Annotated in this window: 13 protein-coding genes; 10 read left to right on the forward strand and 3 right to left on the reverse strand. The window is 56.1% G+C overall.

Annotation, left to right across the window (positions count from 1 at the left end; genetic code table 11):
* The first annotated feature begins 217 nt into the window (after window positions 1-217).
* Window positions 218-1,186, forward strand: a complete 969-nt coding sequence (locus tag HFD94_RS13160; RefSeq protein WP_010256559.1) for a TerC family protein — start codon at window positions 218-220, stop codon at window positions 1,184-1,186.
* Window positions 1,187-1,421: 235 nt separating this feature from the next.
* Window positions 1,422-2,654 carry a serine/threonine transporter SstT gene (gene sstT / locus HFD94_RS13165; RefSeq protein WP_010256557.1) on the forward strand — a complete coding sequence of 411 codons (1,233 nt, stop codon included), beginning with the start codon at window positions 1,422-1,424 and terminating at the stop codon, window positions 2,652-2,654.
* Between the two features lie 196 nt (window positions 2,655-2,850).
* Here sstT and HFD94_RS13170 read toward each other — a convergent pair whose 3' ends face one another.
* Genes HFD94_RS13170 through uxaC form a run of 3 tightly spaced genes read right to left on the reverse strand, consistent with a single transcriptional unit; the run spans window position 2,851 to window position 7,212 of the window.
* Window positions 2,851-4,341, reverse strand: coding sequence for a UxaA family hydrolase (locus tag HFD94_RS13170; RefSeq protein ID WP_167430460.1), 1,491 nt, complete (start codon window positions 4,339-4,341; stop codon window positions 2,851-2,853).
* Window positions 4,342-4,345: 4 nt separating this feature from the next.
* A complete protein-coding gene (locus HFD94_RS13175) occupies window positions 4,346-5,794 on the reverse strand; it encodes a tagaturonate reductase (protein WP_167433192.1) in 1,449 nt (482 codons plus the stop codon).
* Between the two features lie 2 nt (window positions 5,795-5,796).
* On the reverse strand, window positions 5,797-7,212 hold the full coding sequence (uxaC, locus tag HFD94_RS13180; protein WP_010256553.1) for a glucuronate isomerase: 1,416 nt from the start codon (window positions 7,210-7,212) through the stop codon (window positions 5,797-5,799).
* Between the two features lie 399 nt (window positions 7,213-7,611).
* Here uxaC and HFD94_RS13185 point away from each other — a divergent pair, with 399 nt between their 5' ends.
* The 8 genes from HFD94_RS13185 (at window position 7,612) to HFD94_RS13220 (ending at window position 12,717) form a co-directional block, all read left to right on the forward strand.
* Window positions 7,612-8,916 (forward strand): MFS transporter, encoded by a 1,305-nt coding sequence (locus HFD94_RS13185; RefSeq protein ID WP_010699779.1) that lies wholly within the window; start codon window positions 7,612-7,614, stop codon window positions 8,914-8,916.
* An 86-nt stretch (window positions 8,917-9,002) separates the two neighbouring features.
* Window positions 9,003-9,779 (forward strand): transcriptional regulator ExuR, encoded by a 777-nt coding sequence (gene exuR, locus HFD94_RS13190; protein ID WP_010699780.1) that lies wholly within the window; start codon window positions 9,003-9,005, stop codon window positions 9,777-9,779.
* 324 nt (window positions 9,780-10,103) lie between these two features.
* Window positions 10,104-10,778, forward strand: coding sequence for a DedA family protein (locus HFD94_RS13195; protein WP_010256544.1), 675 nt, complete (start codon window positions 10,104-10,106; stop codon window positions 10,776-10,778).
* Window positions 10,778-11,125: an EnvZ/OmpR regulon moderator MzrA gene (gene mzrA, locus HFD94_RS13200; RefSeq protein ID WP_167433193.1), complete on the forward strand. Its 348-nt coding sequence runs from the start codon at window positions 10,778-10,780 to the stop codon at window positions 11,123-11,125. The genes HFD94_RS13195 and mzrA overlap by 1 nt, the downstream gene beginning before the upstream one ends.
* Window positions 11,126-11,319: 194 nt before the next feature.
* Window positions 11,320-11,694, forward strand: a complete 375-nt coding sequence (locus HFD94_RS13205) for a DUF1090 domain-containing protein (protein ID WP_010256536.1) — start codon at window positions 11,320-11,322, stop codon at window positions 11,692-11,694.
* Window positions 11,695-11,729: 35 nt separating this feature from the next.
* A complete protein-coding gene (locus HFD94_RS13210) occupies window positions 11,730-12,035 on the forward strand; it encodes a YqjD family protein (protein WP_010256532.1) in 306 nt (101 codons plus the stop codon).
* 2 nt (window positions 12,036-12,037) lie between these two features.
* Window positions 12,038-12,433 carry a phage holin family protein gene (locus HFD94_RS13215; RefSeq protein WP_010256529.1) on the forward strand — a complete coding sequence of 132 codons (396 nt, stop codon included), beginning with the start codon at window positions 12,038-12,040 and terminating at the stop codon, window positions 12,431-12,433.
* The gene (locus HFD94_RS13220; RefSeq protein WP_010256526.1) at window positions 12,433-12,717 is read left to right on the forward strand and encodes a YqjK-like family protein; all 285 of its coding nucleotides are present in this window, start codon (window positions 12,433-12,435) and stop codon (window positions 12,715-12,717) included. Before HFD94_RS13215 ends, HFD94_RS13220 begins: the two co-directional genes overlap by 1 nt.
* Window positions 12,718-12,756: the final 39 nt, after the last annotated feature.

The raw sequence follows: 12,756 nt of genomic DNA on the forward strand, positions 1-12,756 counted from the left end.
GGCTAAACCGTAACTTACCCTCCTGCAAAGGGGAGTAACTTGTAAGCTGATTGATCGTCATTACGATGCGAAAGCATCCGGTCATCAGGCAACCCGGAATCAATTTCTGTGTTGTAAGTGAGACCTTGCCGGAAGGCGAGGTTTGCTTACACAAAAATAAGCGGCTGACGTCTTCTGACTTCAGCCGTTTTTTTTATTTTTCGGACAGGATACGAATATGCAAACTGTGGGTACGCCTTTACTGTGGGGCAGCTTTGCGGTTGTGGTGCTTATCATGCTGGCTATCGACCTGCTGTTGCAGGGACGCCGTGGCGCGCAGACCATGTCTTTCAAACAGGCGGCCGTCTGGTCGCTGATCTGGGTTTCAGTCTCACTGCTGTTCAGCGCCGCCTTCTGGTGGTATCTGGAGGGCAGCGCGGGACGTGAAGTCGCTAACACGCAGACGCTCGCCTTCCTGACCGGTTACGTGCTGGAAAAAGCGCTGGCGGTGGATAACGTCTTCGTCTGGCTGATGCTGTTCAGTTACTTCTCTATTCCGGCCAATCTGCAGCGCCGGGTGCTGATCTATGGGGTATTAGGCGCTATCGTGCTGCGTACCATCATGATCTTCGCCGGTAGCTGGCTGGTCACGCAGTTCAGCTGGATCCTCTATGTGTTCGGTGCCTTCCTGCTGTTCACCGGTGTGAAAATGGCGCTGGCGAAAGAGGATGACAGCGCGGTGGGCGAAAAACCTGTGGTGCGCTGGCTGCGTAAGCATCTGCGCATGACTGACGATCTCGACGGCGAGAAGTTCTTCACCCGCAAAAACGGCGTGCTGTTTGCGACGCCACTGCTGCTGGTGCTGATCATGGTGGAAATCAGCGACGTGATCTTTGCGGTCGACAGTATCCCGGCGATCTTCGCCGTGACCACTGACCCGTTTATCGTACTGACCTCAAACCTGTTCGCTATCCTGGGTTTGCGTGCCATGTACTTCCTGCTGGCAAACGTGGCGGAACGGTTCTCGATGCTGAAGTATGGCCTGGCGATTGTGCTGGTGTTCATCGGCTTTAAGATGCTGATTGTCGACATCTACCATATCCCGGTCGGTATCTCGCTGGGTGTGGTCGGTGCCATTCTGGCATCAACCCTGCTGATTAATGCCTGGGTTAACCGCAAAAGAGACCAGAAAAAGCTCGCACCATAATTACCTGCAGGGGCAGCCGATGCCCCTGTTTTATTTTGTGGCAGCCTGTCACGCCATTTCATCCCTCTGTCACACTTCCACTATCCAGCATAATAAAAATCTGACCTGCTCCACAGTGACAGAACTTTCTCTTTTCTCGTCCGATCTTTTCCTTATACTCCGCCGGGCAAACCGTTTTAGCCGATGCAAAACATCGCGTCTGAAACTACATCCGCGACAAAATATAGAAAATATTATGCAGAAAACTCTCTCCGCACGTCTGGGCACGCTGCTCGCCGGAAGCCTGGTGAAGCAAATCATGATTGGGCTGATCGCCGGTGTGGCGCTCGCCTGGATTTCACACGATGCCGCTATCGCGGTCGGTCTGCTGGGTGAACTGTTTGTCAGTGCGCTGAAAGCAGTCGCGCCATTGCTGGTACTAATGCTGGTGATCGCCTCGATTGCCAACCACCAGCAGGGCCAGAAGAGCAATATCCGGCCGATTATTATGCTTTATCTGCTGAGCACCTTTTTCGCGGCGGTCGTCGCGGTGGTCTTCAGCCATCTGATCCCGCAGACGCTGACGCTGGCGGTGGGCACCACGGAAATCACACCACCATCCGGCATTACCGAAGTGTTACGCGGACTGCTGATGAGCATGGTGTCGAATCCAATCACGGCCCTGATGAACGCCAACTACATCGGCATTCTGGTGTGGGCAATTGGTCTCGGGCTGGCTTTCCGTCACAGCAGTGACACTACCCGCGCCTTTCTCAATGATGCCTCTCATGCGGTGACCTGGCTGGTACGCTGCGTGATTCGCTGCGCGCCGATTGGTATTTTCGGTCTGGTGGCCTCGATCCTCGCGTCTACCGGCTTTGGCGCGCTGTGGCAATATGCGCATCTGCTGGCGCTGCTGATCGGCTGTATGCTGCTGATGGCGCTGGTGGTGAACCCGCTGCTGGTGTTCTATAAAATCCGCCGTAACCCCTATCCGCTGGTCTTTACCTGCCTGCGCGAAAGCGGCGTGACCGCCTTCTTTACCCGCAGTTCTGCCGCCAACATTCCGGTGAATATGGCGCTGGCGAAACGTCTGGATCTGGATGAGGATACCTATTCGGTGTCGATTCCGCTGGGCGCAACCATCAGTATGGCGGGGGCATCGATTACCATTACCGTGCTGACGCTGGCGGCGGTGCATACGCTGGGGATCAGCATTGATGTGCCGACGGCGATTCTGCTGAGTCTGGTGGCGTCACTCTGTGCCTGTGGTGCATCTGGCGTGGCGGGCGGTTCGCTGCTGCTGATCCCGGTGGCCTGTAACATGTTCGGCATTCCGAATGATCTGGCAATGCAGGTGGTGGCGGTCGGCTTTATTATCGGCGTCCTGCAGGATTCAGCGGAAACCGCGCTGAACTCCTCAACCGATATTCTGTTTACCGCCGCTGTCTGTCAGGCAGAAGCGGAGCGCGAAACCAGCCGGGCTTAACCTTTCAGATAGCTCAAAAGCTCAAAGAGTGGGTGGCAGAGTCCGAAGAGCAAAGCGTCCCGCGCCAGGGAAGGCGCGGGCCGAGCGAGCAGGGATGCTTTAAGCGACTTTGCGATCGGACTCTGCCACCCACGAAGGGCACAGGATTAACCGACGGTAATAACAACATCAGGATCGCCATTGTTTGCCTGACAAACTATAGCGTCACACCGCTTTTGAAAATCGCCAGCTCGCGGAAATCGTTCTTCTCGTTGTTGGTCGGCTGACCACTGGCAATCGCCACAATGCTGTCGACAAAGTCTTCCAGCATCGCGTCCATACTCATCCCCTCGATCAACCGTCCGGCATTAAAGTCGATCCAGTGCGGTTTCTTCTCCGCCAGCGGCGTGTTGGTGGCCAGCTTCACCGTCGGTACAAAACCGCCATAAGGCGTGCCGCGTCCGGTACTGAACAGCACCATGTGACAACCGGCACCTGCCAGCGCACTGGTGGCGACCGCATCATTGCCCGGCGCACTCAGCAGATTCAGCCCCGGCGTTTTTAACCGTTCGCCATACTTCAGCACATCGACCACCTGGCTCTGCCCCGCTTTCTGAGTACAGCCCAGCGACTTCTCCTCCAGCGTGGTGATACCGCCCGCTTTGTTGCCTGGTGACGGGTTTTCGTAGATCGGCTGCTGGTGATCGATAAAATACTGTTTGAAATCGTTGATCATCGCCACCGTTTTGCTGAAGGTCTCCTCGTCGCGACAGCGACTCATCAAAATCCGCTCTGCGCCAAACATTTCCGGCACTTCGGTCAGTACGGTCGTGCCGCCATTGGCGATCATCTGGTCCGAGAAACGTCCCAGCAACGGATTGGCGGTGATGCCAGACAAACCATCCGAACCGCCGCACTCCAGACCAAACTTCAGCTCGCTGAGTTTGCCCGGCTCGCGCTGGTCGTGACGCATTTTTTCATACAATGCGTGCAGCCGCTCCAGCCCGGCTTCCACCTCATCGTCATGCTGCTGGCACACCATAAACTCGACCCGGTCGCTTTCAAACGCGCCGAGGGTGTCACGGAAAGCATCAACCTGATTGTTTTCGCAGCCGAGACCAATCACCAGCACCGCGCCAGCATTAGGATGGCGCACCATATTCTGCAGCATGGTGCGGGTGTTTTCGTGATCCTGCCCCAGCTGCGAACAACCGAAGGTATGGCTGAACAGGAACGCGCCATCGATGTCTTCTGCATCCTGCGTCTCCTTCAGGAAACGCTGCAGGATCTGACGTGCAATGCCGTTGACGCAGCCGACGGTCGGCAGGATCCACAGCTCATTGCGGATGCCAACCTCGCCGTTAGCACGACGGTAGATCTGCACCTCACGGTCACCCGGCTGCGGCGGCAGCGTCACAAACTCGGGCTGATACGCATATTGATCCAGATCGCTGAGATTGGTGCGGGCGTTCTGCGAATGGATTAACTCACCGGCGGCCACAGGCTGCGTGGCATGGGCAATCGGCAGCCCATATTTGATCACCAGCTCATCCTGCGCGATAGGCTGCAGGGCAAATTTATGCCCGCGTCCGACCGCCTGTTGCACCGCCACACTCAGTGGCGGCAGCTCTATCATGGCGCCCGCGTCTAAATCACGTAACGCCACGGCGACATTGTCGCGGGGATCAATTTTAATTGCGTCTTGCATAGCGTTATCTCAGTTGGCTCAGCGCCTCACGCATTCCGTGGGCGATGATATTTTGCAGGTGTTGGGTGACAGCCGCAGCCAGTCCGGGCTGACGGGTTAAATCTTCACCCCAGTGTTGCGCGTCGCTGAGTACGCCGTTCACCAGCTGTTGCGGTGAAAGCTGATCCGCATCAAGTGCTTTCCAGGCGTCGGCGTAGCGCTGTAACCACTGCGGCTCGTCCTGCAATGGCCAGCTTTTGCCGGCTGACTCGCCGCGATAAAAAGCGATCAGCGCGGCCAGCGCAAAGGTGATGTGTGTCGGCCACTCGCCGGTTTGCTGATGCGCGGCAAGGAGTGGGGTCAGCAGACGGGTGCGGAATTTGGTCATGCCATTAAGGGCAATCGACAGCAGCGCGTGGCGAATAAACGGATTGCGGAAACGACGCTGTACCGCATCGGCAAACGCGTGCAGTTCATCGGCAGGCAGATCCAGCGTCGGGATCACTTCGTGACGCAGCAGGTTATCCACAAATCCGGCGATAGCCGGATCGGCCATCGCCTCTCCCACACTCTCAATACCGGCCAGAAACGCGACCGGTACCATTGCAGTGTGCGCGCCATTGAGAATGGCCACTTTTTGCGCTTTATAGGGCGCAATGTCATCCACATGCCGAACCTGCGGCGACAGCGCCGCCAGCTTCAGTTCATTAAACAGCGCCGACGGCCCCTGAATCACAAACTGATAGTAGACTTCGCCCGCCACCAGATAGCGATCTTCATAACCCAGCTCGCGTTGTAGCTGCTCGCTTTCCGCCGGGAAGCCGGTGACGATGCGGTCGACCAGGGTGTTATAGAACGCGCAGTGCTGATGAACCCAGGTTTTAAATTCGGAGGGCAGATGCCACTGATCGGCGTAGCGCAGCACCAGATCGCGCAGCGTGTCGCCGTTATGGTCATTCAGCTCGCACGGCACCACCAGCCAGCCCCGGTCGCTGGCGCCATTGAAGTGGGAATAGCGCGCCCACAGCAGCTGCGTCAGTTTGCCAGGGAAACTGCTGGCAGGCTGATCGGTAAGCTGATCCGTGCCGACAAAGGCGATGCCCGCTTCGGTAGTATTGGAGAAGACCATGCGCAGATCCGGATTACGGGCCAGCGCCATAAACTCGCCGAACTGCTGCCAGGGCTGGATTTCACGGTTGAGACTGCGGATCAGCCGGGTTTCGCTGACCTGCTCGCCCTGATCGTTCAGCCCGCGGATCAGTGTGGTGTAGAGTCCATCCTGCTGATTCAGGCTGTCGCTGACTTCACGGTTGCGCGGCCGCACTACCACGATCCCGGCATCGGTGCCCTGATATTCATTCAGCCAGTCGATCTGCCAGTCAATAAAGGCGCGCAGGAAGTTGCCTTCGCCGAACTGGATCACCCGGTCGCGATAGACTGCGCCCGGAAAGTCGTGACGGTTTAGCCTTTTCATTATCAGGCTCCCAGCTCGATGCCGAAGTAATCGCGGGCATTGTTGAAGCAGATGTTCTGTACCATCTGACCTAACAGCGCTTCATCGGCTGGCGCTTCACCCTGTTCCACCCAGCGGCCTATCATCTGGCACAGTAGCCGGCGGAAATATTCGTGGCGGGTGTAGGAGAGGAAGCTGCGGCTGTCGGTCAGCATGCCGACGAAACGGCTCAGCAGACCAATCTGCGCCAGCTGCGTCATCTGACGCTGCATACCATCCAGCTGGTCGTTGAACCACCAGGCTGAACCGAATTGCATCTTGCCCGCCTGACCTTCGCCCTGGAAGTTGCCCGCCATGGTGGCCAGCACTTCGTTGTCGCGCGGGTTCAGGCAGTAGAGAATGGTTTTAGGCAGCGCATTATTGAGATTCTGCGCGCCCAGCAGGCGTGCCAGCGGTTCGGCCAGCGGCTGGTCGTTGATTGAATCGAAGCCGACATCAGGCCCCAGCAGCTGGTACTGGCGCGGATTGGTGTTGCGCAGTGCGCCAATATGATACTGCTGCACCCAGCCACGGCGGGCATATTCGCTGCCCAGCCAGACCAGCACCGCCGTTTTAAACTGTGCCGTTTCCTGCGGGTTGGGCGCGGCACCGCTGCGACGACGCGCCAGAATCGCATCCAGCGTAGCGTCATCCGCCTCGGCGTAGCAGACCACATCCAGCGCGTGATCGGAGACTTTACAGCCGTGCGCCGCGAAGTGATCCAGCCGCTGATGCAGTGCGCTGCGCAGATCGTCAAAACGCTGCACGCTGATATCCGTCAGCTGCTCCAGCGTCTCGATCCACGGCAGGAAGGTTTCCGCTTCGATATTAAACGCTTTGTCCGGACGCCAGCTCGGCAGCACTTTGACGCTGAAACTGGCATCGTCTGCCAGCGCGCGGTGATGGCGCAGGTCATCCAGCGGATCGTCAGTGGTGCCCACCATCTTCACCTTCATCTGCTGCATGATGCCGCGCGTGGTAAAGCTATCCTGCGCCAGCAGTTCATTGCAGCGATGCCAGATGCTGTCAGCCGTTTTCTCAGAAAGCAGCGTATCGGTAATACCGAAAGGCCGGCGTAACTCCAGGTGGGTCCAGTGATAGAGCGGGTTGCCGATAGTGTGCGGCACGGTGCGCGCCCAGGCGTCAAATTTTTCACGATCGCTGGCGTTACCGGTACAGAACGCCTCAGCCACACCGTTGGCGCGCATGGCCCGCCACTTATAGTGATCGCCCTTCAGCCAGATGTCATAAAGGTTGGCGAAGCGATAATTTTCAGCAATCTGCTGCGGCGGTAAGTGGCAGTGATAGTCGAAAATCGGCTGATCCTTTGCATAGTCGTGATAGAGACGACGGGCGAATTCGGTATCCAGCAAAAAATCTTCGGTCATGAAACGTGACATACATGCTTCCTCATCGACTGAACCACGGATGGCCCAAAGTTATCATACCAATTTTAGTCCGTTACGGATTTATTTGCGATCCTGCTCACATAAACGGCGGTAGCTGGCTGCCGTTATGGACGTTTTTGTCGCCCGCATCGCGCTAAATGGCTGTCATTACGCAGGTTTCCAGTATCCCACAGTGCAGAAAGGGTTTTTGTGATGGCTCTCAACTTTTAAAGTTGTATAACAAGTTAGGCTCTCGCCCCATCGTGAGGTCGTTAGCGACTCACAAATGGCAAGGTCATAACAGGGTTGCTCATACAGAACCTGCGGGCGTGAGCAGAGCTGCATCACGTGCTGTCCCGCTCCAGATAACAACAGCGGCAAGACCGCATACAGAACTGGAAGAGGTAGAGGATGCGTAAGATCAAAGGGTTACGCTGGTACATGATTGGACTGGTGACGCTCGGTACGGTGTTAGGGTATCTGACCCGTAACACCATTGCCGTGGCGGCCCCGACATTAATGTCAGAGCTGCATATCACCACGCAGCAGTACTCTTACATAATTGCGGCCTATTCAGCCTGCTACACGCTGATGCAACCGGTGGCAGGTTATGTACTGGATCTGCTCGGCACCAAAGTCGGCTACGCGGTGTTTGCTATTATGTGGGCGATTTTCTGTGCCGCTACGGCGATGGCGGGCAGCTGGGGCGGACTGGCGCTGGCACGTGGCGCAGTCGGTGCGGCTGAAGCGGCGATGATCCCGGCCGGACTGAAAGCGAGCAGCGAATGGTTCCCGGCTAAAGAGCGTTCGGTCGCCGTGGGCTACTTTAACGTGGGTTCGTCTATCGGTGCGATGCTGGCTCCGCCGCTGGTGGTCTGGGCGATTGTGGCGCACAGCTGGCAGATGGCATTTATCATGACCGGTGTGCTGAGCATGGCCTGGGCACTCAGCTGGCTGGTGTTTTACAAGCACCCGAAACAGCAGAAGAAGCTGAGCGATGAAGAGCGCGACTATATTATCTCCGGCCAGGAAGCGCAGCATCAGACCGGCAACACCCGCAAAATGTCAGCACTGGAGATTATCCGTAACCGCCAGTTCTGGGGTATTGCCCTGCCGCGCTTTCTGGCAGAACCGGCCTGGGGAACGTTCAACGCCTGGATTCCGCTGTTTATGTTTAAGGTATACGGCTTCAATCTGAAAGAGATTGCGATGTTCGCCTGGATGCCGATGCTGTTCGCGGACTTCGGCTGCATCCTCGGTGGCTATCTGCCGCCGCTGTTTCAGCGCTGGTTCGGCGTTAACCTGATCGTCTCCCGCAAGATGGTCGTGACGATGGGTGCGGTGTTAATGATTGCGCCGGGCACCATCGGCCTGTTCACCAGCCCCTACGTCGCCATTGGTCTGCTGTGCATCGGCGGGTTTGCGCATCAGGCCCTCTCTGGCGCGCTGATCACCCTCTCCTCAGACGTTTTCGGCCGCAATGAAGTTGCCACGGCTAACGGCCTGACCGGCATGGCAGCCTGGACCGCCAGCACCATGTTTGCGCTGGTGGTCGGTGCACTGGCCGATACGCTGGGCTTCAGCCCGCTGTTTGCCGCGCTGGCGGTGTTTGATCTGCTGGGCGCCGTCGTTATCTGGACGGTTCTGAAAAATAAACCCATTTCAGAGCTGAATGCCGAAGCCGTTATTCCGCAGGCCAGCGCCGTTCGCAGTTAATCTGCCGGGCTGGCGCAAGCCAGCCCATTTCCTCGCACCTCCTGAAGTGGTATAACAACTTATCTGTCTGCTACCAGGATTGTGCTATGGACTTCACTGAATCCCGTCGACTTTATCAACAGCTGGCCAGCGAGCTGAAAAGCCGCATTGAAACCGGGAGCTATCCGGTGGGTGACAAACTGCCTGCTGAGCGCCTGATTGCCGAAGAGATGGAAGTGAGCCGCACCGTCGTACGTGAAGCGATCATCATGCTGGAAGTTGAAGGCTATGTTGAGGTCCGCAAAGGCTCGGGCATCCACGTCATTGCCAGCCAGCAGCAGAACCGCATCGCTTCCACCAGCAGTCAGCTGGAGTTCGCCACGTTTGGCCCCTTCGAACTGCTTCAGGCTCGTCAGCTGATTGAGAGTAATGTTGCCGAGTTCGCTGCGACGCAGGTAACGCGTCAGGACATTATCGACCTGATGGCGATTCAGGAAAAAGCCCGCCAGGAGGATCACTTCCGCGACTCCGAGTGGGATATGCAGTTTCATGTACGTATCGCGCAATCCACCCAGAACAGTGCCTTAGCCGCCATCGTTGAAAAAATGTGGCTGCATCGCCTGCACAATCCCTACTGGCTCAAACTTCACGAACACATCGACCAGCGCAGCATTCTCAGCTGGTGCGACGACCACGATCAGATTCTTAAAGCTCTGATGCGCAAAGATCCCGCCGCCAGCAAACTGGCGATGTGGCAACATCTGGAAAATACTAAACAGATGCTGTTTAACGCGACGGCGGATGATTTTGAATTTAACGTGGATCGATACATGTTTGGTGAGAATCCGGTCATCCTGCCTGATGGGTCCAATAACGCCCGCTAAAAGTGCCTGAAAATGCCCTGAGACGGTCAGTTAATCTGCAATAGTGTCAGGTCATGTAAAGCTCCTTTTTACACGCCGTTTCACAAGGTAAAACTCCTGTTCGCCAGAGAGTTTTCCTGTCTCAGACAGGCGATTTTTGTTACAGTTATCGCCCTTTTATTACCCTTTGCGACTGGGGGTTATAAAGTCGCTGATTTAACAATCAATTCTGGAAGGATCCGGAAAATCCCGCCCAGGCTGCGCTCCTAAAATTTATAACGAAATGCCGGTCTGCGTTTAAGTCCCTGTGGGACATGTTTAACAATGATGTTCAGGAATGAATTGATGGATATTTTGCAATCGTTGCTGCATGCCCTCTGGCAGCAGGACTACGAAACCCTCTCCGATCCCACGCTGGTATGGGCCATTTACGGCGTGCTGTTTATGATTTTGTTTTTAGAAAATGGCCTTCTTCCCGCTGCATTTCTGCCAGGTGACAGTCTGCTGATTCTGGTCGGCGTACTGATTGCCAAAGGCACCATGAGCTTCCCCCTGACGATTCTGGTTTTAACGACCGGTGCCAGTCTTGGCTGCTGGGTGAGCTACTTACAGGGCCGCTGGCTGGGTAACACGCCCACGGTACAGAAATGGCTCTCCCATCTTCCCGCCCAGTATCATCTGCGCGCGCACAGCATGTTCCATCGTCACGGCTTATCTGCCCTGCTGATTGGTCGCTTTATCGCGTTTGTGCGGACTCTGCTGCCTACCATCGCCGGATTGTCAGGCCTCAGTAATGCCCGCTTTCAGTTCTTCAACTGGGTAAGTGCGTTCCTGTGGGTGGTGATTCTGACCGTTATCGGCTTCGCGCTGGGTAAAACCCCGATTTTCCGTCGTTATGAAGATGAGATGATGTTCTTCCTGATGATGCTGCCGCTGGTGCTGCTGGTGTTTGGTCTGGTGGGATCGCTGGTGGTCATATGGCGTAAGCGTCAGGCGAATCAGAACGGGAAAGCCGAGTAATGAAACTGCTGCAGGCTATTCCTAAACGGTGGTTACCGTGGTTGATCGCTAGCGTCTTTGCGCTGGTCGCGCTTTGTGTGGTCCCCGGTCTGATGAAGCACGAGACGGTGGTGCAGATTCGGGTTTCCCATGCTGGCGCCACCCTGCCCGATGGTTTTTATCTCTACCAGCAATTAAGTGCGCAGGGTATTCGTATCAAAAGCATTACGCCTGCGGGTGATGCACTGATCATCCATTTTGATAGCGAAGAGCAGAGCCTGGCGGCCCAGAAGGTGTTACGCCGTCTGCTGCCACAGGGCTTTATTGTGGCGCAGCACGATCACTCTCAGCACCTCTCACTGGCGTAATCCCCCGACTCCCCTCTCCTTTTCAGACCGTCGCGCCATCCTGCGGCGGTCTGAAAGGCGCTCTATCTCCCGGTCTTCTTTGAACTTTTTACTATGGGTGTCTATGCTTAAGCGAGAGTCGATTCTTAGCACCCGCAGCCATATGATTACGCGGGTGATGACGGATCAGGTCGCAATGGAAGGGTCCAGGACCAATGAAATATCAAGTATTACTGGGAGTCGCGCTGTTTTCGCTGTCGGGATCGCTGCTGGCGGCAGAATCGCTGTGTGAGCAGAAAGAGCAGGATATTCAGCGTGAAATCGGGATGGCGCAGAAGCATAACAACCAGCGCCGGGTTAACGGTCTGGAGCGCGCGCTGACCGAAGTCCGGGCCGATTGCAGCGACAAAAAGCTCGAGGCCGCCCATCTGGAAAGAATTAACGCTCAGAAGCAGAAAGTTGCTGAGCGTGAGCACGCACTCAGGGAAGAGCGTGAAGAGGGCCATGACAAGGAGAAGATTGCTAAGCGACAACAAAAACTGGATGAAGCGCGCCGGGAGCTGAAAAAGTTACAGGCGGAGCCCTATTAATCGGAACTAACCAACTGATGTTAAAGGAGTATTTTATGTCTAAAGACACATCATCGGAACATTTGCGTGCTGAACTGAAAAACCTGGCCGATACCCTGGAAGAGGTGCTGAGCAGCAGCACTGAAAAATCCAAAGGCGAGCTGGATAAACTTCGCAATAAAGCGCGTGTGGCGCTGGATAGCTCACGTGAACGTCTGGGCGAATCAAGCGAGCGCATTGCTGCGACCACCCGCGAAGCGGCGCAAAAAGCCGAAGGCTACGTGCGTGAAAATCCATGGCATGGTGTGGGTATCGGTGCAGCGATTGGCGTCGCACTGGGCATGCTCATTTCGCGTCGATAATTATGGCTGACTCACAGCATAACCACGGCCCGGCTAAAGGGGTCATTAACATCGGCCAGCGCATTGTTACCACGCTGGTTGGCATGGTCGAGACACGCGTTCGTCTGGCAGTGGTGGAACTGGAGCACGAGAAAGCTAACCTGATTCAGCTGCTGTTGATGGTTGGCCTGACAATGCTGTTCACTGCATTTGGTCTGATGAGCCTGATGGTTCTGATTATCTGGGCAGTGGATGCGCAGTACCGTCTGATGGCCATTGGCATCACGACCGGCACGCTGCTACTGCTGGCGGTTATTCTGGGGCTCTGGACGCTTCACAAATCACGTCAGTCCACGCTGTTGCGCCACACGCGCAAGGAGCTGGAAACAGACCGGGATTTACTTGAGGACCAGCGCTGATGAGCCGCCGCGAGCGTGAAGAACGCATCCATGAACTGCTTAAGCATGTGCAGCAGCAGCGGCTGGATTTAAGCGCTGCGCGGCGTGACTGGCTGGAAGGCACCGCCCATTACGATCGCGGCTGGTTCACCTTCCTCAGCTTACGCCGCTACCTGGCCATTGGCAGCAGTGCGCTGGCTATCTACTCCGTTCGCAGTCCCAACATGCTGTTACGCTGGGTAAAACGGGGATTCGGCGCCTGGAGTACCTGGCGCATGATCAAGTCCGCTCTGCCACCGCGTTAATTTTGCTAAAAGCCGGTCCTGAAAAGGCCGGCTTTTCTT

This window comes from Pantoea sp. EKM20T, assembly GCF_011800485.1.
Classification (GTDB): domain Bacteria; phylum Pseudomonadota; class Gammaproteobacteria; order Enterobacterales; family Enterobacteriaceae; genus Pantoea; species Pantoea agglomerans.